This window comes from Pseudomonas parakoreensis, assembly GCF_021602155.1.
Taxonomy (GTDB): domain Bacteria; phylum Pseudomonadota; class Gammaproteobacteria; order Pseudomonadales; family Pseudomonadaceae; genus Aquipseudomonas; species Aquipseudomonas parakoreensis.
The window spans coordinates 329,517-355,182 of the sequence record NZ_BQHY01000006.1 but is presented as its reverse complement, the minus strand read 5'-3'; the positions used below and the strand labels follow the sequence as shown (position 1 = coordinate 355,182).

General features: G+C 56.0%; 37 protein-coding genes. 36 read left to right on the top strand and 1 reads right to left on the bottom strand.

Features of this window, described 5'->3' with window-relative positions; all coding sequences use genetic code 11:
- Positions 1-145: 145 nt before the first annotated feature.
- From rpsL to bfr, 34 genes are all read left to right on the top strand, one after another.
- On the top strand, positions 146-517 hold the full coding sequence (gene rpsL, locus L6D63_RS12080) for a 30S ribosomal protein S12 (RefSeq protein WP_003186084.1): 372 nt from the start codon (positions 146-148) through the stop codon (positions 515-517).
- A 107-nt stretch (positions 518-624) separates the two neighbouring features.
- Positions 625-1,098, top strand: a complete 474-nt coding sequence (rpsG, locus tag L6D63_RS12075; protein ID WP_003228745.1) for a 30S ribosomal protein S7 — start codon at positions 625-627, stop codon at positions 1,096-1,098.
- A 30-nt stretch (positions 1,099-1,128) separates the two neighbouring features.
- The gene (gene fusA / locus L6D63_RS12070; protein WP_047296931.1) at positions 1,129-3,234 is read left to right on the top strand and encodes an elongation factor G; all 2,106 of its coding nucleotides are present in this window, start codon (positions 1,129-1,131) and stop codon (positions 3,232-3,234) included.
- A gap of 31 nt (positions 3,235-3,265) precedes the next feature.
- Positions 3,266-4,459: an elongation factor Tu gene (tuf, locus tag L6D63_RS12065; RefSeq protein WP_095668187.1), complete on the top strand. Its 1,194-nt coding sequence runs from the start codon at positions 3,266-3,268 to the stop codon at positions 4,457-4,459.
- Between the two features lie 158 nt (positions 4,460-4,617).
- A complete protein-coding gene (gene rpsJ, locus L6D63_RS12060) occupies positions 4,618-4,929 on the top strand; it encodes a 30S ribosomal protein S10 (RefSeq protein WP_003186070.1) in 312 nt (103 codons plus the stop codon).
- 80 nt (positions 4,930-5,009) lie between these two features.
- Complete coding sequence (gene rplC, locus L6D63_RS12055) at positions 5,010-5,645, top strand: 50S ribosomal protein L3 (protein ID WP_003228738.1); 636 nt, start codon at positions 5,010-5,012, stop codon at positions 5,643-5,645.
- A gap of 12 nt (positions 5,646-5,657) precedes the next feature.
- Positions 5,658-6,260 (top strand): 50S ribosomal protein L4, encoded by a 603-nt coding sequence (gene rplD / locus L6D63_RS12050; protein WP_003228735.1) that lies wholly within the window; start codon positions 5,658-5,660, stop codon positions 6,258-6,260.
- Complete coding sequence (rplW, locus tag L6D63_RS12045; protein ID WP_002555488.1) at positions 6,257-6,556, top strand: 50S ribosomal protein L23; 300 nt, start codon at positions 6,257-6,259, stop codon at positions 6,554-6,556. Before rplD ends, rplW begins: the two co-directional genes overlap by 4 nt.
- 14 nt (positions 6,557-6,570) lie before the next feature.
- Positions 6,571-7,395 carry a 50S ribosomal protein L2 gene (gene rplB, locus L6D63_RS12040; RefSeq protein WP_003228734.1) on the top strand — a complete coding sequence of 275 codons (825 nt, stop codon included), beginning with the start codon at positions 6,571-6,573 and terminating at the stop codon, positions 7,393-7,395.
- A gap of 16 nt (positions 7,396-7,411) precedes the next feature.
- On the top strand, positions 7,412-7,687 hold the full coding sequence (rpsS, locus tag L6D63_RS12035; protein ID WP_003228731.1) for a 30S ribosomal protein S19: 276 nt from the start codon (positions 7,412-7,414) through the stop codon (positions 7,685-7,687).
- Between the two features lie 11 nt (positions 7,688-7,698).
- Positions 7,699-8,031 carry a 50S ribosomal protein L22 gene (rplV, locus tag L6D63_RS12030; RefSeq protein WP_003103908.1) on the top strand — a complete coding sequence of 111 codons (333 nt, stop codon included), beginning with the start codon at positions 7,699-7,701 and terminating at the stop codon, positions 8,029-8,031.
- Between the two features lie 13 nt (positions 8,032-8,044).
- Positions 8,045-8,731, top strand: coding sequence for a 30S ribosomal protein S3 (gene rpsC, locus L6D63_RS12025; protein WP_003176422.1), 687 nt, complete (start codon positions 8,045-8,047; stop codon positions 8,729-8,731).
- A 12-nt stretch (positions 8,732-8,743) separates the two neighbouring features.
- A complete protein-coding gene (gene rplP, locus L6D63_RS12020) occupies positions 8,744-9,157 on the top strand; it encodes a 50S ribosomal protein L16 (RefSeq protein WP_003228729.1) in 414 nt (137 codons plus the stop codon).
- Positions 9,157-9,348 (top strand): 50S ribosomal protein L29, encoded by a 192-nt coding sequence (gene rpmC / locus L6D63_RS12015; protein ID WP_002555481.1) that lies wholly within the window; start codon positions 9,157-9,159, stop codon positions 9,346-9,348. Before rplP ends, rpmC begins: the two co-directional genes overlap by 1 nt.
- 2 nt (positions 9,349-9,350) lie before the next feature.
- Positions 9,351-9,617, top strand: a complete 267-nt coding sequence (rpsQ, locus tag L6D63_RS12010) for a 30S ribosomal protein S17 (protein ID WP_003194644.1) — start codon at positions 9,351-9,353, stop codon at positions 9,615-9,617.
- A gap of 23 nt (positions 9,618-9,640) precedes the next feature.
- Positions 9,641-10,009: a 50S ribosomal protein L14 gene (gene rplN, locus L6D63_RS12005; RefSeq protein WP_002555479.1), complete on the top strand. Its 369-nt coding sequence runs from the start codon at positions 9,641-9,643 to the stop codon at positions 10,007-10,009.
- A gap of 11 nt (positions 10,010-10,020) precedes the next feature.
- Positions 10,021-10,335, top strand: a complete 315-nt coding sequence (rplX, locus tag L6D63_RS12000; protein WP_003186046.1) for a 50S ribosomal protein L24 — start codon at positions 10,021-10,023, stop codon at positions 10,333-10,335.
- A 20-nt stretch (positions 10,336-10,355) separates the two neighbouring features.
- A complete protein-coding gene (gene rplE / locus L6D63_RS11995) occupies positions 10,356-10,895 on the top strand; it encodes a 50S ribosomal protein L5 (RefSeq protein WP_003210069.1) in 540 nt (179 codons plus the stop codon).
- 13 nt (positions 10,896-10,908) lie between these two features.
- A complete protein-coding gene (gene rpsN, locus L6D63_RS11990) occupies positions 10,909-11,214 on the top strand; it encodes a 30S ribosomal protein S14 (RefSeq protein ID WP_007955639.1) in 306 nt (101 codons plus the stop codon).
- A gap of 209 nt (positions 11,215-11,423) precedes the next feature.
- On the top strand, positions 11,424-11,816 hold the full coding sequence (gene rpsH, locus L6D63_RS11985) for a 30S ribosomal protein S8 (RefSeq protein WP_007966178.1): 393 nt from the start codon (positions 11,424-11,426) through the stop codon (positions 11,814-11,816).
- 12 nt (positions 11,817-11,828) lie between these two features.
- Entirely contained in the window at positions 11,829-12,362 is a 534-nt protein-coding gene (gene rplF, locus L6D63_RS11980; protein ID WP_007966176.1) for a 50S ribosomal protein L6, read from the top strand.
- Positions 12,363-12,372: 10 nt separating this feature from the next.
- A complete protein-coding gene (gene rplR / locus L6D63_RS11975) occupies positions 12,373-12,723 on the top strand; it encodes a 50S ribosomal protein L18 (protein ID WP_003186037.1) in 351 nt (116 codons plus the stop codon).
- Positions 12,724-12,726: 3 nt separating this feature from the next.
- Positions 12,727-13,227: a 30S ribosomal protein S5 gene (rpsE, locus tag L6D63_RS11970; protein WP_003176409.1), complete on the top strand. Its 501-nt coding sequence runs from the start codon at positions 12,727-12,729 to the stop codon at positions 13,225-13,227.
- 2 nt (positions 13,228-13,229) lie between these two features.
- Positions 13,230-13,406 (top strand): 50S ribosomal protein L30, encoded by a 177-nt coding sequence (rpmD, locus tag L6D63_RS11965; protein WP_003176408.1) that lies wholly within the window; start codon positions 13,230-13,232, stop codon positions 13,404-13,406.
- Between the two features lie 3 nt (positions 13,407-13,409).
- Positions 13,410-13,847 (top strand): 50S ribosomal protein L15, encoded by a 438-nt coding sequence (gene rplO / locus L6D63_RS11960; RefSeq protein ID WP_003228720.1) that lies wholly within the window; start codon positions 13,410-13,412, stop codon positions 13,845-13,847.
- Positions 13,848-15,176, top strand: coding sequence for a preprotein translocase subunit SecY (gene secY / locus L6D63_RS11955; protein ID WP_003228718.1), 1,329 nt, complete (start codon positions 13,848-13,850; stop codon positions 15,174-15,176).
- Between the two features lie 27 nt (positions 15,177-15,203).
- The gene (gene rpmJ, locus L6D63_RS11950; protein ID WP_002555468.1) at positions 15,204-15,320 is read left to right on the top strand and encodes a 50S ribosomal protein L36; all 117 of its coding nucleotides are present in this window, start codon (positions 15,204-15,206) and stop codon (positions 15,318-15,320) included.
- 130 nt (positions 15,321-15,450) lie between these two features.
- On the top strand, positions 15,451-15,807 hold the full coding sequence (gene rpsM, locus L6D63_RS11945) for a 30S ribosomal protein S13 (protein ID WP_008374135.1): 357 nt from the start codon (positions 15,451-15,453) through the stop codon (positions 15,805-15,807).
- A 30-nt stretch (positions 15,808-15,837) separates the two neighbouring features.
- Positions 15,838-16,227: a 30S ribosomal protein S11 gene (gene rpsK / locus L6D63_RS11940; protein ID WP_002555466.1), complete on the top strand. Its 390-nt coding sequence runs from the start codon at positions 15,838-15,840 to the stop codon at positions 16,225-16,227.
- Between the two features lie 18 nt (positions 16,228-16,245).
- On the top strand, positions 16,246-16,866 hold the full coding sequence (gene rpsD, locus L6D63_RS11935; RefSeq protein ID WP_003176404.1) for a 30S ribosomal protein S4: 621 nt from the start codon (positions 16,246-16,248) through the stop codon (positions 16,864-16,866).
- Positions 16,867-16,888: 22 nt separating this feature from the next.
- Positions 16,889-17,890: a DNA-directed RNA polymerase subunit alpha gene (locus L6D63_RS11930; protein WP_003186012.1), complete on the top strand. Its 1,002-nt coding sequence runs from the start codon at positions 16,889-16,891 to the stop codon at positions 17,888-17,890.
- 42 nt (positions 17,891-17,932) lie between these two features.
- Complete coding sequence (gene rplQ / locus L6D63_RS11925) at positions 17,933-18,319, top strand: 50S ribosomal protein L17 (protein ID WP_003176402.1); 387 nt, start codon at positions 17,933-17,935, stop codon at positions 18,317-18,319.
- A 240-nt stretch (positions 18,320-18,559) separates the two neighbouring features.
- On the top strand, positions 18,560-20,014 hold the full coding sequence (locus L6D63_RS11920) for a catalase (RefSeq protein WP_095668188.1): 1,455 nt from the start codon (positions 18,560-18,562) through the stop codon (positions 20,012-20,014).
- Positions 20,015-20,164: 150 nt separating this feature from the next.
- A complete protein-coding gene (bfr, locus tag L6D63_RS11915; RefSeq protein ID WP_003228714.1) occupies positions 20,165-20,629 on the top strand; it encodes a bacterioferritin in 465 nt (154 codons plus the stop codon).
- Positions 20,630-20,692: 63 nt separating this feature from the next.
- On the opposite strand, the gene uvrA is transcribed toward bfr, so the two are convergent.
- Positions 20,693-23,527 (bottom strand): excinuclease ABC subunit UvrA, encoded by a 2,835-nt coding sequence (uvrA, locus tag L6D63_RS11910; RefSeq protein WP_047296905.1) that lies wholly within the window; start codon positions 23,525-23,527, stop codon positions 20,693-20,695.
- A 191-nt stretch (positions 23,528-23,718) separates the two neighbouring features.
- Here uvrA and L6D63_RS11905 point away from each other — a divergent pair, with 191 nt between their 5' ends.
- Both L6D63_RS11905 and L6D63_RS11900 read left to right on the top strand, forming a co-directional pair.
- Positions 23,719-25,116 (top strand): MFS transporter, encoded by a 1,398-nt coding sequence (locus tag L6D63_RS11905; RefSeq protein ID WP_095668189.1) that lies wholly within the window; start codon positions 23,719-23,721, stop codon positions 25,114-25,116.
- 9 nt (positions 25,117-25,125) lie between these two features.
- Entirely contained in the window at positions 25,126-25,644 is a 519-nt protein-coding gene (locus L6D63_RS11900) for a single-stranded DNA-binding protein (protein ID WP_007966163.1), read from the top strand.
- Positions 25,645-25,666 lie beyond the last annotated feature (22 nt).

Here is a 25,666-nt window from a genome sequence, read left to right as displayed (position 1 = left end):
CGGGCGGGGTGGTCGGGGCCTTGCCTTGACTGGGGGCAAGATCCTCTTTAGACTCTTGATCCCCTAAATTTGGCGGGAATCCGTTCCTGTCATTTTGCTTTTCTTGCAAGACAATAGCGTCGCAAGACAACAGTGGAGCTAGTAGATGGCAACTATCAACCAGCTGGTACGTCAGCCGCGTAAGCGTATCGTCGAGAAATCCGACGTACCTGCGCTGCAGAACTGCCCGCAACGTCGTGGCGTGTGCACCCGTGTGTACACCACTACGCCGAAAAAACCTAACTCGGCACTGCGTAAAGTATGCCGTGTGCGTCTGACCAACGGTTTCGAGGTTTCCTCGTACATCGGTGGTGAAGGCCACAACCTGCAAGAGCACAGCGTGGTACTGATCCGCGGCGGTCGTGTAAAAGACTTGCCAGGTGTTCGTTACCACACCGTTCGCGGCTCCTTGGATACTTCCGGCGTTAAAGGCCGTAACCAGGGTCGTTCGAAGTACGGTACCAAGCGTCCGAAGTAATCGGCCGTTTTGCAGATTTTCATTTTATTGAGTCGATAAGAGTAAGGTCGGGCTTGCATCCACTGGATCTGTCCCGAACTAACCTGAAGACCGCTTGAGGGCTTATCATGCCAAGACGTCGCGTAGCAGCAAAGCGTGAGATTCTGGACGATCCGAAATACGGAAGCCAGATCCTCGCCAAATTCATGAACCACGTTATGGAAAGCGGCAAGAAAGCCGTTGCCGAGCGTATCGTTTATGGTGCCCTGGAAACCGTGAAGGCTCGTAAGGCCGGCACCGATCCCCTGGAACTCTTCGAAAAAGCACTCGACGCCATCGCTCCGCTGGTCGAAGTGAAGTCGCGCCGCGTTGGTGGTGCTACTTACCAGGTCCCGGTCGAGGTTCGTCCTTCCCGCCGTAACGCTCTGGCAATGCGCTGGTTGGTAGACTTCGCACGTAAGCGTGGCGAGAAGTCTATGGCTCTGCGCTTGGCTGGCGAACTGCTGGATGCTGCTGAAGGTAAAGGTGCTGCTGTTAAGAAGCGTGAAGACGTGCACCGTATGGCCGAAGCCAACAAAGCTTTCTCGCACTACCGCTTCTAATTTTAGCTTCACTAATTTTGCGAGGGCTTTATGGCTCGTACTACTCCGATTAGTCGCTACCGTAACATCGGTATCGTCGCTCACGTGGATGCTGGTAAAACCACCACCACCGAGCGCGTCCTTTTTTACACTGGCAAAAGTCACAAAATGGGCGAGGTGCATGACGGCGCCGCGACCACAGACTGGATGGTGCAGGAGCAGGAGCGTGGTATTACCATTACTTCTGCTGCCATCACCGCCTTCTGGAAAGGTTCCGAGAAGCAGTATCCTCACGAACACCGCTTCAACGTCATCGATACCCCGGGCCACGTAGACTTCACCATTGAAGTTGAGCGTTCCCTGCGCGTACTCGACGGCGCTGTGGTTGTATTCTGCGGTACCTCGGGTGTTGAGCCTCAGTCGGAAACCGTATGGCGTCAAGCCAACAAATACGGCGTTCCACGTCTTGTTTACGTAAACAAGATGGACCGTGCTGGTGCCAACTTCCTGCGCGTGATCGGTCAGATCAAACAGCGTCTGGGTCACACTCCGGTGCCGATCCAGCTGGCTATCGGTTCGGAAGACAACTTCCAGGGCCAGATCGACCTGATCAACATGCAGGCTGTTTACTGGAACGACTCTGACAAGGGTATGGTTCCTGTTCGCAAGGAAATCCCTGCGGACATGCTCGAGCTGGCTACTGAGTGGCGCAGCAACATGGTTGAGGCTGCGGCCGAAGCCAGTGAAGAGCTGATGAACAAGTACCTGGAAGGTGAAGAGCTGTCGATCGAAGAGATCAAGGCTGCTCTGCGTCAGCGCACTATCGCTGGCGAAATCGTTCTGGCTGTGTGCGGTTCTTCGTTCAAGAACAAGGGCGTTCCCCTGGTTCTCGACGCCGTTATCGACTTCCTGCCTGCTCCAACCGACATTCCTGCGATCAAGGGCTCCAACCCTGATAACGAGGAAGAGGAAATGGAGCGTCACGCAAGTGACGACGAGCCGTTCGCGGCACTGGCGTTCAAAATCGCTACTGACCCATTCGTGGGTACCTTGACCTTCGTCCGTGTTTACTCGGGCGTGTTGAACTCCGGCGACGGTGTGATCAACTCGGTTAAAGGCAAGAAAGAGCGCGTGGGTCGTATGGTGCAAATGCACGCAAACGCCCGTGAAGAGATCAAGGAAGTGCGCGCTGGCGACATCGCGGCCCTGATCGGCATGAAGGACGTCACCACTGGTGAAACCCTCTGCAACGCTGACAAGCCAATCATCCTGGTTCGTATGGACTTCCCGGAGCCGGTTATTTCGGTTGCCGTAGAGCCTAAGACCAAGGATGACCAGGAAAAAATGGGTATCGCACTGGGCAAACTGGCTCAGGAAGACCCGTCTTTCCGCGTTAAGACTGATGAAGAGACTGGTCAGACGATCATCTCCGGCATGGGCGAGCTGCACCTGGACATCCTGGTTGACCGGATGCGCCGTGAGTTCAACGTCGAAGCCAACATCGGCAAGCCTCAAGTTTCGTACCGTGAGCGCATCACGAAGAACTGCGAAATCGAAGGCAAGTTCGTTCGCCAGTCCGGCGGTCGCGGCCAGTTCGGTCACTGCTGGATCCGTTTTGCTCCTGCTGACGAAGGTCAGGAAGGTCTGCAATTCCTGAACGAAGTAGTAGGTGGTGTGGTTCCTAAGGAATACATCCCGGCTATCCAGAAGGGTATCGAAGAGCAGATGAAGAACGGCGTTGTTGCCGGCTATCCGCTGATCGGCCTGAAGGCTACCGTGTTCGATGGTTCTTACCACGACGTCGACTCCAACGAGATGGCGTTTAAAGTGGCTGCTTCCATGGCGACCAAGCAACTGGCCCAGAAGGGTGGTGGTGAGTTGCTCGAGCCGATCATGGCGGTAGAGGTTGTTACGCCTGAAGACTATATGGGTGATGTAATGGGCGACCTTAACCGTCGTCGCGGCATGATCCAGGGTATGGAAGACACAGTGTCCGGCAAGGTTATCCGTGCCGAGGTTCCACTGGGTGAGATGTTCGGTTATGCGACCGACGTTCGTTCCATGTCCCAGGGTCGCGCAAGCTACTCTATGGAATTCAAAAAATACGATACGGCTCCGTCGCACATCGTCGAATCCGTAACCAAAAAACAAGGCTGATTCAGCCCCTTTAGGCTAGGAGTTAATTGTCGTGGCTAAAGAAAAATTTGATCGTTCCCTACCGCACGTCAACGTTGGCACCATCGGTCACGTTGACCACGGTAAAACCACTCTGACCGCTGCTCTGACTCGCGTCTGCTCCGAAGTTTTCGGTTCGGCCGTAGTTGAATTCGACAAGATCGACAGCGCTCCAGAAGAAAAAGCTCGCGGTATCACCATCAACACCGCGCACGTTGAGTACAACTCGAACATTCGTCACTACGCTCACGTTGACTGCCCAGGTCACGCTGACTATGTGAAGAACATGATCACCGGTGCTGCTCAAATGGACGGCGCTATCCTGGTTTGCTCGGCCGCTGATGGTCCGATGCCACAAACCCGTGAGCACATCCTGCTGTCCCGTCAGGTAGGCGTTCCGTACATCGTGGTTTTCCTGAACAAGGCTGACCTGGTAGACGACGCTGAGCTGCTGGAACTGGTTGAGATGGAAGTTCGCGACCTGCTGTCCACCTACGACTTCCCGGGCGATGACACCCCAATCATCATCGGTTCGGCTCGTATGGCGCTGGAAGGCAAAGACGACAACGAGATGGGCACCACTGCCGTCAAGAAGCTGGTTGAAACTCTGGACAGCTACATCCCAGAACCAGTTCGTATGATCGACAAGCCATTCCTGATGCCAATCGAAGACGTATTCTCGATCTCGGGTCGCGGTACTGTTGTGACTGGTCGTATCGAGCGCGGTATCGTTCGCGTTCAAGATGCACTGGAAATCGTTGGTCTGCGTGACACCACCACCACCACCTGCACCGGTGTTGAGATGTTCCGCAAGCTGCTCGACGAAGGTCGTGCTGGTGAGAACTGCGGCGTTCTGCTGCGTGGTACCAAGCGTGACGACGTTGAGCGTGGTCAGGTTCTGGTCAAGCCAGGTTCGGTTAAGCCGCACACCAAGTTCACCGCAGAAGTTTACGTTCTGAGCAAGGAAGAAGGCGGTCGTCATACTCCGTTCTTCAAAGGCTACCGTCCACAGTTCTACTTCCGTACTACTGACGTGACTGGTAACTGCGAGCTGCCAGAAGGCGTTGAAATGGTAATGCCAGGTGACAACATTCAGATGACTGTTACCCTGATCAAAACCATCGCGATGGAAGACGGTCTGCGTTTCGCTATCCGTGAAGGCGGTCGTACCGTCGGCGCTGGCGTCGTAGCCAAAATCATCGAGTAATTCTCTTTTATAGAGTCTGCTTGATGAATTGAAAAAGCCCCCGCTCAGCGGGGGCTTTTTTATTGGGTTGACACCTATCTGGGGCGTCTATAGAATTGCGCCTCCTTTTAACGGGCGTATTGCGCCCGGTGGGAATAGCAGCCGGAGTCTGAAATCCAATGCAAAATCAGCAAATCCGTATCAGGTTGAAGGCTTTCGACCATCGCCTGATCGACCAATCAACCCAGGAAATCGTGGAAACCGCGAAACGTACTGGTGCTCAAGTGCGTGGTCCAATTCCACTGCCTACCCGTAAAGAGCGGTTCACCGTTCTGGTTTCCCCGCACGTCAACAAAGACGCGCGTGACCAGTACGAAATCCGCACTCATAAGCGCGTTCTGGACATCGTCCAGCCAACGGATAAAACCGTTGATGCACTTATGAAGCTTGATCTTGCGGCCGGTGTGGAAGTGCAGATCAGCCTCGGCTAAGACTCGGTCTTGGTCGTGTAACGCTCTGAAATGGGCGGCCATAGCGGGTGAAAGCCCCGTACACTCATGAGGTTTACAACATGACTATTGGTGTAGTCGGTCGTAAATGCGGTATGACCCGTATTTTCACCGAAGAAGGTGTCTCCATTCCGGTCACGGTCATTGAGATCGAGCCGAATCGCGTCACCCAGTTCAAAACTGAAGAGACCGATGGCTATCGTGCAGTGCAAGTCACTGTCGGCGAGCGTCGCGCTTCGCGTGTAACAGCAGCTCAAGCTGGCCACTTCGCTAAAGCGAACGTTGCCGCTGGTCGCACCACCATGGAATTCCGTCTTGAAGAAGGCGAGTACCAGGCTGGCGATCTGATCAACGCTGAAATCTTCGCCGCTGGTCAACTGGTTGATGTAACCGGTCAGTCCAAGGGTAAAGGCTTCCAGGGTACGATCAAGCGTTGGAATTTCCGCGGGCAAGATAACACCCACGGTAACTCCGTATCCCACCGCGTCCCAGGCTCTATCGGCCAGTGCCAGACTCCTGGTCGTGTATTCAAGGGCAAAAAAATGTCCGGTCATATGGGCGCTGAGCGCGTGACCGTGCAGTCCCTGGAAGTAGTGCGCGTGGACGCTGAACGCAATCTGTTGTTGGTCAAGGGCGCTGTTCCTGGCGCTACTGGCGGCAACCTGGTTGTACGTCCAGCAGCCAAGGCTCGCGGTTAAGGGGAAGCTGACATGCAATTAAATGTAAATGACGCTCAAGCGATCGAAGTTTCCGAACTGACATTTGGCGGCGAATTCAACGAGACGCTGGTTCACCAAGCAGTCGTGGCCTACATGGCCGGCGGCCGTCAAGGTAGCAAGCAGCAGAAGACCCGTTCCGACGTTCGTGGTGGCGGCAAGCGCCCATGGCGTCAGAAAGGTACTGGCCGTGCTCGTGCCGGTACTATCCGTAGCCCAATCTGGCGTGGCGGCGGTACCACTTTCGCAGCTCGTCCACAAGATCACTCCCAGAAGCTGAACAAGAAGATGTATCGCGCAGCAATGCGTTCCATCCTTGCTGAGCTGGTGCGTACTGATCGTCTGGTCGTGGTTCAGGATTTCGCTGTTGAAACTCCGAAAACCAAAGATCTGCTGGGCAAACTGAACAACATGAGCCTGACCGACGTTCTGATCGTGTCGGACGCTGTTGATCAGAACCTGTACCTGGCTGCTCGTAACCTGCCACACGTAGATGTACGTGACGTGCAAGGTTCCGATCCAGTTAGTCTGATCGCATACGACAAGGTGTTGATCACCGTGTCGGCCGTGAAGAAATTCGAGGAGCTGCTGGGATGAACCAGGAACGCGTATTTAAAGTTCTGCTTGGCCCGCACGTTTCCGAGAAGGCTACGGTTCTGGCAGACAAGAAAGGCCAGTTCGTTTTCAAGGTTGCTACTGATGCAACCAAGCTGGAAATCAAGAAGGCCGTCGAAAGCCTGTTCAGCGTGAAAGTAGAGCGCGTCACTACCCTGAACGTTCTGGGTAAGAGCAAGCGCACTGCTCGCGGTCTGGGCAAGCGTAATGACTGGAAGAAGGCAGTTATCTCCCTTCAGCCAGGCCAAGATCTCGATTTCAGCAGCAGTGCTGAGTAAGGAAGGGGTGCATCATGGCAATCGTTAAATGCAAACCGACTTCCCCTGGCCGCCGTTTTGTGGTCAAGGTGGTCAACCAGGAGCTGCACAAAGGCGCTCCTCACGCACCGCTGCTCGAGAAAAAATCGAAGACTGGTGGTCGTAACAACAATGGCCGTATTACCACTCGTCACATCGGTGGTGGTCATAAGCAGCATTACCGTATGGTCGATTTCCGTCGCAACGACAAAGATGGCATCGTCGCCACTGTCGAGCGTATCGAATACGATCCAAACCGTACCGCTCACATCGCACTGCTCTGCTACGCAGACGGCGAGCGTCGCTACATTATCGCCCCTAAAGGCGTGAGTGCTGGCGACCAGCTGATCGCAGGCGCTCTGGCTCCAATCAAGCCAGGCAACGCTCTGCAACTGCGCAACATTCCAGTCGGTTCTACCGTACACGGCATCGAACTGAAGCCAGGTAAAGGCGCACAGATCGCTCGTTCCGCTGGTGCTTCGGCTCAGCTGATCGCTCGTGAAGGCGTGTACGTTACCCTGCGTCTGCGTTCCGGTGAAATGCGTAAAGTCCTGGCTGAATGCCGTGCGACCCTGGGCGAGGTCTCGAACTCCGAGCACAGCCTGCGTTCGCTGGGTAAAGCTGGTGCCAAACGCTGGCGTGGCGTTCGCCCAACCGTTCGTGGTGTTGCCATGAACCCGGTTGACCACCCACATGGTGGTGGTGAAGGTCGTACCTCTGGTGGTCGTCATCCGGTATCGCCATGGGGCTTCCCGACTAAGGGCGCGAAGACTCGTGGTAATAAGCGTACCGACAAAATGATCGTCCGTCGTCGCAAGTAAATAGAGGGATACGACAGTGCCACGTTCTCTGAAAAAAGGTCCTTTTATTGATCTTCACCTACTGAAGAAGATCGAAGTGGCGGCGGAAAAGAACGATCGCAAACCAATTAAGACTTGGTCGCGTCGTTCGATGATCCTGCCACAAATGGTCGGTCTGACCATTGCAGTACACAACGGCCGTCAGCACGTCCCAGTTCTTGTGAACGAAGACATGGTTGGCCATAAACTGGGCGAGTTCGCCGGTACCCGCACTTATCGTGGGCACGTGGCTGACAAGAAAGCCAAGCGTTAAGGGGTAAGGAAATGGAAGTAGCCGCTAAGTTGTCGGGCGCTCGAATCTCCGCCCAGAAAGCCCGCTTGGTCGCCGACCAGATCCGCGGGAAGAAGGTGGGCGAAGCGCTCAACCTGTTGGCTTTCAGCAGTAAGAAAGCCGCCGAGATCATGAAAAAAGTGCTGGAGTCGGCCGTAGCCAACGCCGAGCATAACGAAGGCGCAGACGTTGATGACCTGAAGGTCAGCACCGTTTTCGTCAACGAAGGGCGTTCGCTGAAGCGCATCATGCCACGTGCCAAAGGCCGTGCTGATCGCATCGTCAAGCGGTCTTGCCATATCACTGTCAAGGTTGCTGACAAGTAACGGAGTCGAAGAGATGGGTCAGAAAGTACATCCCATTGGCATTCGCCTGGGAATCGTCAAGGAGCACACCTCCGTCTGGTACGCAGACGGTCGGACTTATGCGGACTACTTGTTCGCAGATCTGAAGGTGCGTGAGTATCTCCAAGACAAACTAAAAAGCGCGTCCGTAAGCCGTATCGATATCCATCGTCCGGCTCAAACTGCACGCATCACCATCCACACCGCTCGTCCAGGTATCGTTATCGGGAAGAAGGGTGAAGATGTTGAGAAACTGCGTCAGGACCTGACCAAGCAAATGGGTGTGCCTGTGCACATCAATATCGAAGAGATCCGCAAGCCGGAGCTCGACGGTATGCTGGTTGCGCAGAGCGTAGCTCAGCAGCTGGAGCGTCGTGTAATGTTCCGTCGCGCTATGAAGCGCGCAGTACAGAACGCCATGCGCATTGGTGCCAAAGGCATCAAAATCCAAGTGAGCGGTCGTCTCGGCGGTGCTGAAATCGCACGTACTGAATGGTATCGCGAAGGTCGTGTGCCACTGCACACCCTGCGTGCCGACATCGACTATGCCAACTACGAAGCTCACACCACTTACGGTGTGATCGGTGTAAAGGTTTGGATCTTCAAAGGCGAAGTAATTGGTGGTCGCCAAGAAGAGCTGAAGCCGCAAGCACCAGCGCCTCGTAAAAAAGCTGCTAAGTAAGGGGTACGCCAAATGTTGCAACCTAAGCGTACGAAGTTCCGCAAGCAGATGACCGGCCACAACCGTGGTCTGGCACTGCGCGGTAGCAAAGTCAGCTTCGGCGAGTTCGCGCTGAAGTCTGTTGCTCGTGGTCGTCTCACCGCTCGTCAGATCGAGTCAGCGCGTCGTGCTCTGACCCGTCACGTAAAACGTGGCGGCAAGATCTGGATCCGTGTATTCCCGGACAAGCCGATCTCCAAAAAGCCTCTCGAGGTTCGTATGGGTAAAGGTAAGGGTAACGTGGAATACTGGGTTGCCCAGATTCAGCCAGGCAAAGTCCTGTATGAAATCGAGGGTGTTTCTGAAGAGCTGGCGCGTGAGGCTTTCGCCCTGGCTGCTGCAAAGCTGCCGCTCGCCACCTCCTTTGTTAAACGGACGGTGATGTGATGAAAGCGAATGAACTTCGTGAAAAATCCGCACAGCAGCTGAACGAGCAACTGCTCGGCTTGCTGCGCGACCAGTTCAATCTGCGCATGCAGAAAGCAACTGGCCAGTTGGGGCAGTCTCATCTGCTCTCGCAAGTTAAGCGTGACATCGCTCGCGTGAAGACTGTGCTCAACCAGCAGGCAGGTAAGTGATCATGGCTGAAGCCGAAAAAACTGTCCGTACGCTGACTGGCCGTGTTGTCAGCGACAAGATGGACAAAACCATCACCGTTCTGATCGAGCGTCGCGTTAAGCACCCGATCTACGGTAAATACGTTAAGCGTTCGACTAAGCTGCACGCGCACGACGAAACCAATCAGTGCCACATCGGCGACAAAGTCACTATTCGTGAAACTCGTCCGATGGCCAAGACCAAGTCTTGGGCGCTGGTTGATGTTCTCGAACGCGCTGTGGAAGTCTAAGGGCTAGGGGTCGGAGAAATTATATGATTCAGACTCAATCCATGCTCGATGTGGCCGATAACAGCGGCGCTCGCCGTGTTATGTGCATCAAGGTGCTGGGTGGCTCCCATCGTCGTTACGCTGGTATCGGTGACATCATCAAAGTTACCGTGAAGGAAGCAATTCCTCGCGGTAAAGTGAAAAAAGGCCAAGTGATGACTGCTGTTGTAGTCCGCACTCGTCACGGCGTACGTCGTGCTGATGGCTCCATTATCCGCTTTGATGGCAACGCTGCTGTTCTTCTGAACAACAAGCAAGAGCCGATCGGCACCCGTATCTTTGGGCCAGTGACCCGTGAACTTCGTACTGAGAAGTTCATGAAGATCGTCTCGCTCGCCCCAGAAGTGCTGTAAGGAGATCCGACATGCAAAAGATTCGTCGTGACGACGAGATCATCGTGATCGCCGGCAAAGACAAAGGTAAGCGCGGTAAGGTGCTGAAGGTTCTTGCTGACAACCGTCTGGTTGTTGGTGGTCTGAACCTGGTCAAGCGTCATACCAAGCCTAACCCGATGTCGGGCGTACAGGGCGGTATCGTCGAGAAAGAAGCGCCACTGCACGCTTCCAACGTCGCCATCTTCAACGGCGAAACCAACAAGGCTGACCGCGTTGGTTTCAAAGTAGAAGACGGTAAGAAAATTCGTGTCTTCAAGTCGACCCAAAAAGCGGTTGATGCTTGAACACTGCTAGGTAGAAGACCATGGCACGACTAAAAGAGATTTACCGGAAGGAAATCGCTCCGAAACTTAAGGAAGAACTTAAGCTTTCGAACGTGATGGAAGTTCCGCGCGTTACCAAAATCACCCTGAACATGGGTCTGGGCGAAGCGATCGGCGACAAAAAAGTCATCGAGCACGCTGTTGCTGACCTGGAAAAGATCACCGGCCAAAAAGTCGTTGTGACCTACGCTCGTAAATCCATCGCTGGCTTTAAAGTCCGTGAAGGATGGCCGATCGGTGTCAAAGTGACTCTGCGCCGTGAGCGTATGTACGAGTTCCTGGATCGTCTGCTGTCGATCTCCCTGCCTCGGGTTCGCGACTTCCGCGGCCTGAATGCCAAGTCCTTCGATGGTCGTGGCAACTACAGCATGGGCGTGAAAGAGCAGATCATTTTCCCGGAAATCGACTACGACAAGATCGATGCTCTCCGCGGTCTGGACATTACCCTGACCACCACTGCCAAGAACGATGATGAAGGCCGCGCTCTGCTGCGTGCTTTCAAATTCCCGTTCCGCAACTGATTGGAGTAGGAAAATGGCCAAGAAGAGCATGAAAAACCGTGAGCTGAAGCGTCAGCTCACTGTTGCCAAGTACGCCGTCAAGCGTGCAGCGCTGAAAGCTATCATCGTTGATCTGAACGCAAGTCCAGAAGCGCGTTGGGAAGCGACCGTAGCTCTGCAGAAGCAACCACGTGACGCAAGCGCTTCGCGCATGCGTAACCGTTGCCGCCTGACTGGTCGTCCGCACGGCGTTTACCGCAAGTTCGGCCTGGGCCGTAACAAACTGCGTGAAGCGGCAATGCGTGGTGACGTTCCAGGTCTGGTTAAAGCCAGCTGGTAATCGCTGTCAAAGCCTTGATGGTCGGGGTCGCAAGAACCTGACCATCGGTGGCCTTGAATTTGAATCAAGCCCCTTTTGGGGCTTGATTCATTTCTGGGGTGTGTCTAGAATGACCGGCTCGCCTGAGCCCGTGTTTTTCGTGCCCGGAATTTCTCGGCGACAAGTAGTAGCCGCAAGGCTAATTTTTCTGTATTAGGAGCGTCTAGCCCATGAGTATGCAGGACCCGTTAGCGGACATGCTAACTCGAATCCGTAATGCCCAGATGGCTGAAAAGTCTGTCGTAAGCATGCCGTCTTCCACGTTGAAGGTGGCTGTAGCAAAAGTCCTGAAGGACGAAGGTTACATCGCGGATTTTCAGATCACCACCGACGCTAAGCCGTCGTTGTCCATCTCGCTGAAATACTTCGAAGGCCGTCCGGTCATCGAGGAAGTCAAGCGCGTTAGTCGTCCAGGCCTGCGTCAGTACAAGTCCGTTGAAGATCTGCCGAAAGTTCGTGGCGGTCTTGGCGTGTCTATCGTCTCCACCAACAAAGGTGTGATGACGGATCGTGCTGCGCGCGCTGCCGGTGTCGGCGGCGAAGTTCTTTGCACTGTGTTCTAAGGGGGGATAAGCATGTCTCGCGTCGCTAAGAACCCCGTTAAGCTGCCAGCCGGTGTCGAAGTCAAATTCGCAGGCCAACAGCTTTCGGTGAAGGGTGCCAAGGGCACTCTTGAACTGAACATCCATTCGTCCGTTGAGATCGTTGAAGAAGCTGGTGAGCTGCGTTTCGCTGCTCGCAATGGCGATCAACAGACTCGCGCAATGGCCGGTACCACGCGTGCGTTGGTAAACAACATGGTCCAAGGCGTAAGCCAAGGCTTCGAGCGCAAGCTCCAGCTGGTCGGTGTTGGTTACAAGGCGCAAGCAAAAGGTCAGGTGCTGAACCTGGCTCTTGGCTTCTCGCACCCAGTGGATTACGAACTGCCGCAAGGCATCACCGCTGAGACTCCTAGCCAGACCGATATCCTGATCAAGGGCATCGACAAGCAGCTGGTAGGTCAAGTGGCCGCTGAGATCCGCGACTTCCGTCCACCAGAGCCGTACAAAGGCAAAGGTGTGCGCTACGCGGACGAAGTCGTCCGTCGTAAAGAAGCCAAGAAGAAGTAGGGCATAGCAAATGACCGACAAAAAAGTTACTCGACTGCGTCGCGCTCGCAAAGCACGCCTGAAAATGCACGAACTCGAAGTCGTGCGTCTCTGCGTGTTCCGCTCGTCGCAGCACATCTACGCCCAGGTCATCTCGGCCGACGGCAACAAAGTCCTGGCAAGTGCCTCGACTTTGGATAAAGAACTGCGTGATGGTGCCACTGGCAACATCGACGCGGCCACAAAGGTTGGCCAGCTGGTCGCTACGCGTGCTAAGGCCGCTGGCGTCTCGCAAGTGGCTTTCGACCGCTCTGGCTTCAAGTACCATGGCCGCGTTAAAGCGCTGGCTGATGCTGCTCGTGAAGCTGGGCTGGAGTTCTAAGTTATGTCAAATAACGACCAAAAGCGCGACGAAGGCTACATCGAGAAGCTGGTTCAAGTTAACCGCGTAGCCAAAACCGTTAAAGGCGGCCGTATCTTCACTTTCACCGCGTTGACCGTGGTTGGTGATGGTAAAGGGCGTGTTGGCTTCGGCCGTGGCAAGTCGCGTGAAGTGCCTGCTGCGATCCAGAAGGCAATGGAAGCTGCTCGCCGCAACATGATTCAAGTTGACCTGAACGGCACCACCCTGCAGTACGCAATGAAGTCCGCTCACGGCGCTTCGAAGGTGTACATGCAGCCTGCTTCTGAAGGTACCGGTATCATCGCTGGCGGCGCTATGCGTGCTGTCCTCGAAGTTGCTGGCGTTCAGAACGTTCTGGCCAAGTGCTACGGCTCGACTAACCCGGTAAACGTGGTTCACGCCACTTTCAAGGGTCTGAAGGCTATGCAATCTCCTGAGTCCATTGCTGCCAAGCGTGGCCTGACTGTCAAGGAGATCTTCTGATCATGGCTACCGTTAAAGTTACGCTGATCAAAAGCATGACCGGCCGCATCCCTAACCACAAACTGTGCGTTAAGGGTCTGGGTCTGCGTCGCATCGGTCACACTGTAGAAGTCCAGGATACTCCCGAGAATCGCGGGATGATCAACAAGGCTTACTACATGCTGCGTGTCGAGGGTTAATCGATGAAACTCAATGATCTGAGTCCAGCGCCGGGTTCCCGTCGCGAAAAGCATCGTCCGGGCCGTGGTATCGGTAGTGGTTTGGGTAAGACTGGTGGCCGTGGTCACAAAGGTCAAACCTCCCGCTCCGGTGGCACCATTGCTCCAGGCTTTGAAGGCGGTCAACAGCCGCTGCATCGTCGCCTGCCGAAGTTCGGTTTCGTTTCCCTGAAAGCCATGGACCGCGCAGAAGTGCGTCTGTCCGAGCTGGCCAAAGTGGAAGGCGACATCGTCACCGTGCAGTCCCTGAAAGATGCCAACGTGATCAACGTCAACGTACAGCGTGTGAAAATCATGCTGTCCGGTGAAGTGACTCGCGCTGTCACTATCGGCAAGGGAATCGGCGCCACCAAAGGTGCGCGTGCGGCTATCGAAGCAGCTGGCGGCAAGTTCGAGGAATAAATGGCTAAGCAAGGTGCTCTCTCTGCGCTCGGCAAAGGCGGTATGTCTGAACTCTGGGCTCGTCTGCGTTTTCTGTTCCTGGCGATTATCGTCTACCGAATAGGCGCACACATCCCGGTTCCAGGTATCAACCCGGACCGACTCGCAGACCTGTTTCGACAGAATGAGGGGACCATTCTTAGCTTGTTCAACATGTTCTCCGGCGGCGCGCTGGAACGGATGAGCATCTTTGCACTGGGGATCATGCCGTACATTTCGGCATCGATCATCATGCAACTGATGACCGCCGTCAGCCCGCAGCTGGAGCAGTTGAAGAAGGAAGGTGAAGCTGGCCGTCGCAAGATCAGCCAGTACACCCGCTACGGCACCGTCGTCCTCGCTCTCGTTCAGGCTATTGGCATGTCCATTGGCCTGGCGGGGCAGGGCGTTGCGTTCACTGGTGACTTTGGCTTCCATTTCGTCGCGGTATCCACTTTTGTGGCTGGTGCGATGTTCATGATGTGGCTGGGTGAGCAGATTACTGAGCGTGGTGTAGGCAACGGTATCTCGATGTTGATTTTTTCGGGTATCGTCGCCGGTCTTCCGAGAGCAATCGGGCAGTCTTTCGAGTCTGCGCGTCAGGGTGATATCAATATCTTCGCCCTGGTTGCCATCGGTTTGCTGGCAGTAGCGATTATCGGTTTCGTGGTGTTCATTGAGCGTGGTCAGCGTCGTATCGCTGTTCACTACGCCAAGCGTCAGCAGGGCCGCAAGGTTTTTGCTGCGCAGACAAGCCACTTGCCGTTGAAGGTGAACATGGCCGGTGTTATTCCGGCTATTTTCGCGAGCAGCATTCTGCTGTTCCCGGCTTCGTTGGGTGCCTGGTTTGGTCAGTCTGAAGGTATGGGCTGGTTGCAGGACATCTCGCAGTCGATCGCTCCTGGTCAGCCGTTGAATATTCTGCTGTTTAGTGCAGGGATTATTTTCTTCTGCTTCTTCTATACGGCGTTGATGTTCAATCCGAAAGACGTAGCGGAAAACCTGAAGAAGTCCGGTGCCTTTATTCCGGGCATCCGTCCAGGTGAGCAGTCTGCGCGCTATATTGATGGCGTTCTGACTCGCTTGACCATGTTCGGTGCTCTTTACATGACGGCCGTGTGCCTGTTGCCCCAGTTCCTGGTGGTTGCAGCAAACGTTCCGTTCTACCTTGGCGGGACCTCGTTGCTGATCGTGGTCGTGGTTGTGATGGACTTCATGTCCCAAGTACAATCGCACCTCGTTTCGCACCAGTACGAATCCCTGATGAAGAAAGCCAACCTGAAGGGTTACGGCAGCGGCATGTTGCGCTGAGTACCCATAAGGTTCGAGGAGTTGGTGATGAAAGTTCGTGCATCGGTGAAAAAGCTGTGCCGTAACTGCAAGATTATTCGCCGCGAAGGTGTTGTTCGAGTAATTTGCAGCGCGGAACCGCGTCACAAACAGCGCCAAGGCTGAGTGTGATTGTGCTTCAAGCCCGGCAGCTAGTGCGCTGCCGGGTTGATTATTTGTTATTACAGCGATATTATCTCGCGCCCTATTTCTTGGCTTCCGGGGCGTAGGTAGCTGTCAATTGGAGTCCCACTGAATGGCCCGTATTGCAGGCGTTAACATTCCAGATAACAAGCATACTGTTATCTCGCTGACCTACATCTATGGTGTCGGTCGCACTACTGCGCAGAAAATCTGTGCAGACACTGGGGTAAACCCAGCAGCAAAGATCAAAGATCTGAGCGACGAGCAAATTGAACAGCTGCGTGGCGAAGTGGCGAAGTTCACCACTGAAGGTGACCTGCGTCGCGAAATCAACATGAAAATCAAGCGCTTGATGGACCTCGGTTGCTATCGCGGTCTGCGTCATCGTCGCGGTCTTCCAGTACGCGGTCAGCGTACCAAGACCAACGCGCGTACCCGTAAAGGTCCGCGTAAGCCGATCCGCAAGTAATCGCCCCAGCGAATCGACAGGAATTTAATCATGGCAAAACCTGCTGCTCGTCCTCGTAAAAAAGTTAAAAAGACAGTGGTTGATGGCATCGCCCACATCCATGCTTCTTTTAACAACACCATCGTGACCATTACCGACCGTCAAGGTAACGCTCTTTCCTGGGCTACCTCCGGTGGTTCGGGTTTCCGCGGTTCCCGCAAGTCCACCCCGTTCGCTGCTCAAGTAGCTGCTGAGCGTGCTGGTCAAGCTGCGCTGGAATACGGCCTGAAAAACCTCGACGTTAACGTCAAGGGTCCAGGTCCAGGTCGTGAATCCGCAGTCCGCGCTTTGAACGGCTGTGGCTACAAGATCGCCAGCATCACCGACGTGACGCCAATCCCGCACAACGGGTGCCGTCCGCCGAAGAAGCGCCGCGTGTAATCCAGGAGATTGTAAAGAATGGCTCGTTACATTGGTCCAAAATGCAAACTCGCTCGTCGCGAAGGCACCGATCTCTTCCTGAAGAGCGGCGTGCGCGCGATCGAATCGAAGTGCAACATTGAAGCAGCACCTGGTATCCACGGCCAACGCCGCGGTCGCCAGTCCGACTACGGCACCCAACTGCGTGAAAAGCAGAAGGTCCGTCGTATCTACGGCGTTCTCGAGCGTCAGTTCAGCGGCTACTACAAAGAAGCGGCTGGCAAGAAAGGTGCAACCGGTGAAAACCTGCTGCAACTGCTCGAATGCCGTCTGGACAACGTTGTATACCGTATGGGCTTTGGTTCGACTCGTGCCGAATCCCGTCAGCTGGTATCGCACAAGTCGATCAGCGTTAACGGTCAGACCGTAAACGTTCCGTCGTATCAGGTTCGTGCTGGTGACGTGGTCGCAGTTCGCGAGAAAGCAAAAAACCAACTTCGCATTGTCCAAGCTCTCGATCTGTGTGCCCAACGTGGCCGCGTAGAATGGGTAGAAGTAGACACTGAGAAGAAGTCGGGCGTTTTCAAGAACGTTCCTGCTCGCAGTGATCTGTCCGCCGACATCAACGAAAGCCTGATTGTCGAGCTCTACTCCAAGTAAGGGCTAGAAAATAGGTGCATCCATGCAGATTTCGGTAAATGAGTTCCTGACACCCCGCCACATTGATGTGCAGGTTGTCAGTCCAACCCGCGCCAAGATCACTCTCGAGCCTCTCGAGCGTGGTTTTGGCCACACCCTGGGCAACGCGCTGCGCCGCATCCTGTTGTCCTCAATGCCCGGCTGCGCAGTAGTCGAGGCCGAGATTGACGGTGTGCTCCACGAGTACAGCGCCATCGAAGGTGTACAGGAAGACGTAATTGAAATCCTGTTGAACCTTAAAGGTCTGGCCATCAAGCTGCACGGTCGTGACGAAGTTACGCTGACCTTGTCGAAGAAGGGTTCGGGGGTGGTTACCGCTGCCGATATTCAGCTGGATCATGATGTCGAGATCGTTAACCCCGATCACGTAATCGCTAACCTGGCGTCTAACGGCGCCCTGAACATGAAGCTCACCGTAGCTCGTGGTCGTGGTTATGAACCAGCCGACTCGCGTCAGAGCGATGAAGACGAAAGCCGCAGCATTGGTCGCTTGCAGCTCGACTCTTCGTTCAGCCCGGTTCGCCGTATCGCATACGTGGTGGAAAACGCCCGTGTCGAGCAGCGTACCAACCTGGACAAGCTGGTTATTGATCTGGAAACCAACGGTACTCTGGATCCTGAAGAGGCTATCCGCCGCGCTGCAACCATCCTGCAACAGCAGTTGGCTGCGTTCGTCGACCTCAAAGGTGACAGTGAGCCAGTGGTTGTCGAGCAGGAAGACGAGATCGATCCGATCCTGCTTCGCCCGGTTGACGATCTGGAACTGACTGTACGTTCGGCTAACTGCCTTAAGGCGGAAAACATCTACTACATCGGCGACCTGATTCAGCGTACCGAAGTAGAGCTGTTGAAGACTCCGAACCTGGGCAAGAAATCCTTGACTGAAATCAAGGACGTTCTGGCCTCCCGCGGTCTGTCCCTCGGCATGCGCCTCGACAACTGGCCGCCTGCAAGTCTTAAGAAGGACGACAAGGCGACTGCCTGATCGTCGTAATCACCGAACGTAGTGTTTGGTAAGGAATGAACCATGCGTCATCGTAAAAGTGGGCGTCACCTGAGCCGCACCAGCTCGCACCGCAAGGCCATGTTCCAGAACATGGCGGTGTCGTTGTTCGAGCACGAGCTGATCAAGACTACTCTGCCAAAAGCCAAAGAACTGCGCCGCGTTGCCGAGCCGCTGATCACTCTGGCCAAGACAGACAGCCTGGCTAACCGCCGTCTGGCTTTCGACCGTACTCGTTCGAAAGCTATCGTTGGTAAGCTCTTCAACGACCTGGGCAAGCGTTACGCTACCCGTGAGGGTGGCTACCTGCGCATCCTCAAGTGCGGTTTCCGCGCTGGCGACAACGCGCCTATGGCGTACGTCGAGTTGGTTGATCGTGCTACTGCTGGCGAAGCTGTATCCGCCGAGTAAGACGTCAGTCTGAAACGAAAAACCGGGCCTAGTGCCCGGTTTTTTGTGCCCGCAAGAAAATGCGCTGTTCGTACAAGCTTCTGACATTGTTCTGTTGTCACTATGTGTTGGGAAACATAATTAGTAATTATCTATCGATGACTACAGATTAATGAATTTGTAGGTGTTACATCGATGATCAATACTTCCCAGCAAGCCGATTAGCCGGCAGTTTCAAGACTGACAGAGGAAGAACACCGTATGAGCCAGTTCAAAACGCTTACGACCGCCAGTGGCGCACCTGTCGCTGATAACCAGAATTCTCGCTCCGCCGGCCCTCGTGGCCCGCTGCTGCTCGACGATTTTCACCTGATCGAGAAACTTGCCCACTTCAACCGTGAAAACATTCCTGAGCGTCGTGTGCACGCCAAGGGCTCAGGTGCTTACGGTACGTTCACCGTCACTCGCGATATCACTGAATACACCAGTGCCAAACTGTTTGAGTCCGTGGGCAAGCAAACCCCAACATTCCTGCGCTTCTCCACTGTAGGCGGTGAACGCGGCTCGGCTGACACCGAGCGTGATCCACGTGGTTTCGCCCTGAAGTTCTACACCGAAGAAGGCAACTGGGACATCGTTGGCAACAACACTCCGGTGTTCTTCATTCGTGACCCGCTGAAGTTTCCTGACTTTATCCACACCCAGAAGCGTCTGCCGCAGAGCAACCTGAAAAGCGCGCAAATGATGTGGGACTTCTGGTCGCATTCGCCTGAAGCGCTGCACCAAGTGACCATTCTGTTTTCGGATCGTGGGATTCCCGACGGCTATCGTCATATGCATGGCTTTGGCAGCCACACCTACAGCCTGATCAACGCTCGAGGCGAGCGTCACTGGGTGAAATGGCACTACAAGACCCGGCAAGGGATCAAAAACCTCGCGCCGGCCGAGGCCGCGCGTCTCGCGGGTACCGACCCGGATTACGCTCAGCGTGACCTGTTCGAGGCCATCGAGCGTGGTGACTTCCCGAAATGGCGCGTGTGCATTCAGATCATGACTGAGGCTCAAGCTGCAGCGCATTACGAGAACCCGTTCGACGTGACCAAGACGTGGTCGCAGAAGGAGTTCCCGCTGATAGAAGTCGGCGAACTGGAACTGAACCGCAACCCGCTGAACTACTTCGCAGAAGTCGAGCAAGCCGCATTCGGTCCAAGCAATATGGTGCCAGGTGTTGGTCTGTCGCCGGATCGCATGCTGCAAGGTCGCGTATTCGCTTACGCCGATGCACACCGCTATCGCGTCGGCACCAACCACCAGCAATTGCCGGTGAATGCGCCGCGCAGCCCGGTCAATACCTACCAGCGCGACGGCTCGATGGCGTTCGGCAGCAACGGTGGTGCAGCGCCTAACTACGAGCCCAACAGCTACGTGGAATCACCGAAGCAGGCGCCGCGTTACGCTGAGCCTTCGTTGGCCTTGAGCGGTCCGGCAGATCGTTACGATCATCGCGAGGACAGCGATTACTACAGCCATGCGGGTGCGTTGTTCCGATTGATGAATGACGAACAGAAAGCGCTTCTGGTCAGCAACATCGCCGGCGCCATGAGCGGTGTTTCACCCGACGTGGTTGACCGTCAGTTGCAGCATTTCTTCAAAGCCGATCCGGCGTATGGAGAAGCAATCGCAAAGCTGCTCGACGTACAGCTTAACGAAGTCTAAACGAGAAGCAGAACCGCCCTCATTGAGGGCGGTTTTTGCGTTATTTCGCCAGCTTTTCTCAGAACATCTTCGCTTTTATTGCGCAAAACGGGTGACCTTCCGGTCGGCTTGGTTCAAACTACCGACTTTCAAGCAGGGAGATGTAGGGCGATGCAAGGCCACCCAGATGTTATCGATTACCTCAACACGTTGCTGACCGGCGAATTGGCCGCGCGTGACCAATATTTTGTTCACTCGCGGATGTATGAGGACTGGGGTTTCACCAAGCTCTACGAACGAATCAACCATGAGATGGAAGAAGAAGCCGGTCACGCCGACGCACTGATGCGCCGGATCCTGATGCTCGAAGGCACGCCGCGCATGCGCCCGGACGATCTCGACGTCGGTACTACCGTTCCGGAGATGCTCGAAGCCGATCTGCGTCTCGAGTACAAAGTTCGCGCCGCTCTGTGCAAAGGCATTGAGTTGTGCGAGCAGCACAAGGATTACGTCAGTCGCGAGATCCTGCGTGTTCAGCTCAACGACACTGAAGAAGATCACACCTACTGGCTGGAAAAGCAGTTGGGACTGATCAAACTCATCGGTCTCGAGAATTACCTGCAATCCCACACCTGATTGCCAGATACAAAAAAGCCCCTGTCACGGTTGAAGTGACAGGGGCTTTTTCATGCCCGGAGATCAGGCCCGATCGCGAATCAGCAATGGCTTGAGGTAATGACCGGTGTGAGATTGCTTCATCTCGGCCACTTCCTCCGGCGTACCGGTGGCGATGATCTGACCACCCTTGGAGCCGCCCTCCGGCCCCAGATCCACCAGCCAGTCGGCGGTCTTGATCACGTCCAGGTTGTGCTCGATCACCACTACGGTATTGCCGTGGTCGCGCAAGCGATGCAGCACGTCGAGCAATTGCTGGATATCCGCGAAGTGCAGGCCGGTGGTCGGCTCATCGAGGATATACAGAGTTTTGCCGGTGTCGCGCTTGGACAGCTCGCGTGACAGCTTGACCCGTTGTGCTTCACCACCGGACAGCGTGGTCGCAGACTGCCCGAGCTTGATGTACGACAGGCCCACATCCATCAACGTCTGCAGCTTGCGCGCCAGCGCAGGCACCGCGTCGAAGAACTCCCGTGCCTCCTCGATAGTCATCTCGAGGGTTTCGTGGATGCTCTTGCCCTTGTATTTGATCTCAAGGGTTTCGCGGTTGTAGCGCTTGCTCTTGCACACATCGCACGGCACGTAGATATCCGGCAGAAAGTGCATTTCGACCTTGATCAGACCATCGCCCTGACAGGCCTCGCAGCGCCCGCCCTTGACGTTGAACGAGAAACGCCCAGGGCCGTAACCACGGGAGCGCGATTCGGGCACACCGGCAAACAGTTCGCGGATGGGGGTGAACAGCCCGGTGTAGGTCGCCGGGTTGGAGCGCGGCGTGCGGCCGATCGGGCTCTGGTCGATATCGACGACCTTGTCGAGATGCTCCAGGCCCTTGATGCTGTCGTGCGCGGCCGCTTCCAGCGTGGTGGCACCGTTGAGTGCAGTAGCGCTCAACGGGAACAGCGTGTTGTTGATCAGCGTGGATTTGCCGGAGCCGGAAACGCCGGTCACGCAGGTCAGCAGGCCGATCGGAATTTCCAGATCGACATTGCGCAGGTTGTTGCCGCGCGCGCCTTTGAGCGACAGCGTCAGCTTCTTGTTGCGCGGCGTGCGTTTGGCCGGTACTTCGATCTTCACCCGGCCCGACAGGTATTTACCGGTCAACGAGTCCGGGTGCGCCATGACTTCGGCGGGCGTTCCTTCCGCCACGATCTGCCCGCCATGCACGCCGGCACCCGGGCCGATATCCACTACATAGTCGGCCAGGCGAATCGCGTCTTCATCGTGTTCGACCACAATCACCGTGTTGCCGATATCGCGCAGGTGCTTGAGGGTGCCGAGCAAGCGGTCGTTATCGCGCTGGTGCAAGCCGATGGAGGGTTCGTCGAGGATGTACAGCACTCCGACCAGACCGGCGCCGATCTGGCTGGCCAGACGAATCCGCTGTGCCTCGCCGCCGGACAATGTGTCAGCGCTGCGGTCGAGGGACAGATAGTCGAGGCCGACGTTGACCAGAAACTGCAGGCGCTCGCGGATTTCCTTGAGGATCTTGTCGGCGATCTCGCCACGCCGGCCGGTCATCTTCAGCTCGCCGAAGTACTCGCAGGCATCGCCGATCGGCAGGTTGGTCACCGCCGGCAGGGTTTTCTCGCCGACCCAAACGTGTCGCGCTTCACGACGCAGACGGGTGCCACGGCAATCCGGGCAGGCCTGGGTGCTGAGGAACTTGGCCAACTCTTCGCGGACGCTGGCCGATTCGGTTTCGCGGTAGCGGCGCTCAAGGTTCGGCACGATGCCTTCGAACGGATGCGAACGTTTGACGATGTCGCCGCGGTCGTTGAGGTACTTGAAGTCGACATTCTGTGAGCCGCTGCCGTGCAGGATGTGCTTCTGCTGTTCGGCGGTCAGCTCGTTGAATGGCTTCTCAAGACTGAACTTGTAGTGCGAGGCCAGTGAGCCGAGCATCTGGAAGTAATAGACGTTGCGCCGGTCCCAGCCGCGAATCGCGCCCTCGGCCAGGGTCAGTTCACCGTTGACCAGGCGCTTGATGTCGAAGAACTGTTTCACACCCAGACCATCACAGGTCGGGCAGGCGCCAGCCGGGTTGTTGAAAGAGAACAGCTTCGGCTCGAGCTCGCTGATCGCGTGGCCGCAGATCGGGCAGGCAAAACGCGCAGAGAAGATCATCTCTTCGCCCGGCTCATCGTCCATCGGCGCCACCAGGGCAATGCCGTCCGCCAGCTTGAGAGCGGTTTCGAACGATTCGGCCAGACGCTGCTGCAGGTCGGCACGGACCTTGAAACGGTCGACGATGACATCGATCGAGTGCTTCTTCTGTTTGTCCAGTTTCGGCAGCTCGTCGAGCTCGCAGATGCGGCCATTGACCCGCGCCCGGACGAAGCCTTGGGCGCGCAGCTCTTCGAACACCGACAGGTGTTCACCTTTGCGTTCGCGAACAACCGGCGCCAGCAACATCAGCTTGCTGCCTTCCGGCTGCGCCAGCACCAGGTCAACCATCTGGCTGACGGTCTGTGCTTCCAGCGGAATGTCGTGATCCGGGCAGCGTGGCGTACCGACGCGTGCATACAGCAAACGCAGGTAATCGTAGATTTCGGTGATGGTGCCGACCGTGGAGCGCGGGTTGTGCGAGGTCGACTTCTGCTCGATGGAGATGGCTGGCGACAAACCTTCAATGGTGTCGACGTCGGGTTTTTCCATCATCGACAGGAACTGTCGGGCGTAGGCCGACAGGGATTCGACATAGCGGCGCTGACCTTCGGCGTACAGCGTGTCGAAGGCCAGGGACGACTTGCCGGATCCGGACAGGCCGGTGATGACGATCAGTTTGTCCCGTGGCAGGGTCAGGTCGATGTTCTTCAGGTTGTGGGTACGGGCCCCACGTATCAGGATCTTGTCCAAAGTGGCCTCGCTCGGCGGGCGTCGAAAACGTAGGAGTATACGGGCAAATACTGGATGGATGCACACTATCAAATGAAGGGTTTTTTGCCTTGCATGAAGAGAGTTTCATCTATACGCGTCATAGCGTCGCGATATACCCCGTCTTTCGATGGGACTGGTAGAATCGCCGCCGGTTCACACGAGGTTTTTCCATGCACGATCCCCACAGCGAACGCATGAGTGGCAGCGAGACCCGCGCAGCGAGCGGCCTGGCCCTGGTGTTCGCCTTCCGTATGCTTGGCATGTTCATGGTGTTGCCGGTCCTGGCGACCTACGGCATGGACCTGGCGGGAGCGACCCCGGCCCTGATCGGGCTGGCGATTGGCGCTTACGGCCTGACCCAGGCGATTTTCCAGATTCCGTTCGGGATCATTTCCGACCGCATCGGCCGGCGTCCGGTGATTTTCCTCGGGCTGATCGTTTTCGCCCTCGGCAGTGTGCTGGCGGCTCAGGCCGATTCGATCTGGGGCGTGATCGCCGGACGTATCCTGCAGGGGGCCGGGGCGATTTCTGCGGCGGTGATGGCGTTGCTTTCCGACCTGACCCGTGAACAACACCGCACCAAAGCCATGGCCATGATTGGCATGACCATCGGTCTGTCGTTCGCCGTGGCGATGGTGGTCGGGCCGTTGTTGACCCGGGCCTTTGGCCTGTCCGGACTGTTTCTCGCCACCGGCGGCATGGCGCTGGTGGGCATCCTGATCATTATGTTCATGGTGCCGAAATCCACCGGGCCGCTGAGCCATCGTGAATCCGGCGTGGCGCGTCAGGCCTTGATGCCGACACTCAAGCATCCGGATCTGTTGCGCCTGGACCTCGGCATCTTTGTGTTACATGCCATGTTGATGTCCAGCTTCGTTGCCTTGCCGCTGGCACTGGTGGAAAAAGCCGGGTTGCCCAAGGAGCAGCACTGGTGGGTCTATCTCACCGCGCTGCTGATCTCTTTCTTCGCCATGATTCCGTTCATCATCTACGGCGAGAAGAAACGCAAAATGAAACGAATCTTGCTCGGCGCCGTCCTGACGCTGATGCTCACTGAGCTATTCTTCTGGCAGTTCGGTGACAGCTTGCGGGCGCTGGTGATCGGCACGGTGGTATTCTTCACCGCGTTCAACCTGCTGGAGGCTTCGCTGCCGTCGCTGATCAGCAAGGTTTCACCGGCAGGCGGGAAGGGCACGGCGATGGGCGTGTATTCCACCAGCCAATTCCTCGGTTCGGCACTCGGCGGGATACTCGGCGGCTGGCTGTTTCAGCATGGCGGTCTGTCGGTTGTGTTCCTTGGATGTGCCGGTCTGGCTGCCATCTGGCTGGCCTTTGCTGTTACCATGCGCGAACCACCCTATGTGACGAGCCTGCGCTTGCCGTTGTCGCCCGAGGCGATCCGTGAAGCGGGTCTGGTCGAGCGCCTCAAGGCCCTCGTAGGGGTAACAGATGCAGTGATAGTTGCTGATGAAGCAGCTGTTTACATCAAACTGGACAAAGAATTAGTGGATCGCGACACCCTCGAACGCCTGGTGAACAACCCGGCCGGGGCTGCTTGCGAAGCCTAGGAGAACGTTATGGCCCGTGGGGTTAACAAAGTCATATTGGTCGGCACTTGCGGCCAGGATCCCGAAGTTCGCTACCTGCCTAACGGTAACGCCGTGACCAACCTGAGTCTGGCAACCAGCGAACAGTGGACCGACAAGCAAACCGGTCAGAAGGTCGAGAAGACCGAGTGGCACCGTGTTTCGATGTTCGGCAAGGTTGCGGAAATCGCCGGCGAATACCTGCGTAAAGGTTCGCAGGTGTACATCGAAGGCAAGCTGCAGACCCGCGAATGGGAAAAAGACGGTATCAAGCGCTACACCACTGAAATCGTGGTCGACATGCAAGGCACCATGCAACTGCTCGGCGGCCGTCCACAACAGGGCGACCAGCAAGGCGGTGGCAACAACTATCAGCAGCAGGCGCCACGTCAGCAGGCTCCGCGTCCGCAGCAATCGGCTCCGCAACAGCGTCCAGCCCCGGCTCCACAGCAGGCTGCACCGCAACCGGCTCCGGATTTCGACAGCTTCGATGACGATATTCCGTTCTGATTGGATGTTGCATCCACGCTGG

Coding starts and splice junctions, on each gene's coding strand:
- rplF (WP_007966176.1), top strand. CDS start 11,829: ATGTCTCGCGTCGCTAAGAACCCCGTTAAGCTGCCAGCCGGTGTCGAA.
- rpsN (WP_007955639.1), top strand. CDS start 10,909: ATGGCCAAGAAGAGCATGAAAAACCGTGAGCTGAAGCGTCAGCTCACT.
- rplE (WP_003210069.1), top strand. CDS start 10,356: ATGGCACGACTAAAAGAGATTTACCGGAAGGAAATCGCTCCGAAACTT.
- rpsM (WP_008374135.1), top strand. CDS start 15,451: ATGGCCCGTATTGCAGGCGTTAACATTCCAGATAACAAGCATACTGTT.
- rpsC (WP_003176422.1), top strand. CDS start 8,045: ATGGGTCAGAAAGTACATCCCATTGGCATTCGCCTGGGAATCGTCAAG.
- L6D63_RS11900 (WP_007966163.1), top strand. CDS start 25,126: ATGGCCCGTGGGGTTAACAAAGTCATATTGGTCGGCACTTGCGGCCAG.
- L6D63_RS11905 (WP_095668189.1), top strand. CDS start 23,719: ATGCACGATCCCCACAGCGAACGCATGAGTGGCAGCGAGACCCGCGCA.
- rplX (WP_003186046.1), top strand. CDS start 10,021: ATGCAAAAGATTCGTCGTGACGACGAGATCATCGTGATCGCCGGCAAA.
- bfr (WP_003228714.1), top strand. CDS start 20,165: ATGCAAGGCCACCCAGATGTTATCGATTACCTCAACACGTTGCTGACC.
- L6D63_RS11920 (WP_095668188.1), top strand. CDS start 18,560: ATGAGCCAGTTCAAAACGCTTACGACCGCCAGTGGCGCACCTGTCGCT.
- rpsE (WP_003176409.1), top strand. CDS start 12,727: ATGTCAAATAACGACCAAAAGCGCGACGAAGGCTACATCGAGAAGCTG.
- rpmC (WP_002555481.1), top strand. CDS start 9,157: ATGAAAGCGAATGAACTTCGTGAAAAATCCGCACAGCAGCTGAACGAG.
- rplV (WP_003103908.1), top strand. CDS start 7,699: ATGGAAGTAGCCGCTAAGTTGTCGGGCGCTCGAATCTCCGCCCAGAAA.
- rpsK (WP_002555466.1), top strand. CDS start 15,838: ATGGCAAAACCTGCTGCTCGTCCTCGTAAAAAAGTTAAAAAGACAGTG.
- rpsJ (WP_003186070.1), top strand. CDS start 4,618: ATGCAAAATCAGCAAATCCGTATCAGGTTGAAGGCTTTCGACCATCGC.
- L6D63_RS11930 (WP_003186012.1), top strand. CDS start 16,889: ATGCAGATTTCGGTAAATGAGTTCCTGACACCCCGCCACATTGATGTG.
- rpmD (WP_003176408.1), top strand. CDS start 13,230: ATGGCTACCGTTAAAGTTACGCTGATCAAAAGCATGACCGGCCGCATC.
- rpmJ (WP_002555468.1), top strand. CDS start 15,204: ATGAAAGTTCGTGCATCGGTGAAAAAGCTGTGCCGTAACTGCAAGATT.
- rplB (WP_003228734.1), top strand. CDS start 6,571: ATGGCAATCGTTAAATGCAAACCGACTTCCCCTGGCCGCCGTTTTGTG.
- rplW (WP_002555488.1), top strand. CDS start 6,257: ATGAACCAGGAACGCGTATTTAAAGTTCTGCTTGGCCCGCACGTTTCC.
- rplQ (WP_003176402.1), top strand. CDS start 17,933: ATGCGTCATCGTAAAAGTGGGCGTCACCTGAGCCGCACCAGCTCGCAC.
- fusA (WP_047296931.1), top strand. CDS start 1,129: ATGGCTCGTACTACTCCGATTAGTCGCTACCGTAACATCGGTATCGTC.
- rplP (WP_003228729.1), top strand. CDS start 8,744: ATGTTGCAACCTAAGCGTACGAAGTTCCGCAAGCAGATGACCGGCCAC.
- rpsH (WP_007966178.1), top strand. CDS start 11,424: ATGAGTATGCAGGACCCGTTAGCGGACATGCTAACTCGAATCCGTAAT.
- secY (WP_003228718.1), top strand. CDS start 13,848: ATGGCTAAGCAAGGTGCTCTCTCTGCGCTCGGCAAAGGCGGTATGTCT.
- rpsG (WP_003228745.1), top strand. CDS start 625: ATGCCAAGACGTCGCGTAGCAGCAAAGCGTGAGATTCTGGACGATCCG.
- rplD (WP_003228735.1), top strand. CDS start 5,658: ATGCAATTAAATGTAAATGACGCTCAAGCGATCGAAGTTTCCGAACTG.
- rplN (WP_002555479.1), top strand. CDS start 9,641: ATGATTCAGACTCAATCCATGCTCGATGTGGCCGATAACAGCGGCGCT.
- rplC (WP_003228738.1), top strand. CDS start 5,010: ATGACTATTGGTGTAGTCGGTCGTAAATGCGGTATGACCCGTATTTTC.
- rpsQ (WP_003194644.1), top strand. CDS start 9,351: ATGGCTGAAGCCGAAAAAACTGTCCGTACGCTGACTGGCCGTGTTGTC.
- rpsL (WP_003186084.1), top strand. CDS start 146: ATGGCAACTATCAACCAGCTGGTACGTCAGCCGCGTAAGCGTATCGTC.
- rplO (WP_003228720.1), top strand. CDS start 13,410: ATGAAACTCAATGATCTGAGTCCAGCGCCGGGTTCCCGTCGCGAAAAG.
- rpsD (WP_003176404.1), top strand. CDS start 16,246: ATGGCTCGTTACATTGGTCCAAAATGCAAACTCGCTCGTCGCGAAGGC.
- rplR (WP_003186037.1), top strand. CDS start 12,373: ATGACCGACAAAAAAGTTACTCGACTGCGTCGCGCTCGCAAAGCACGC.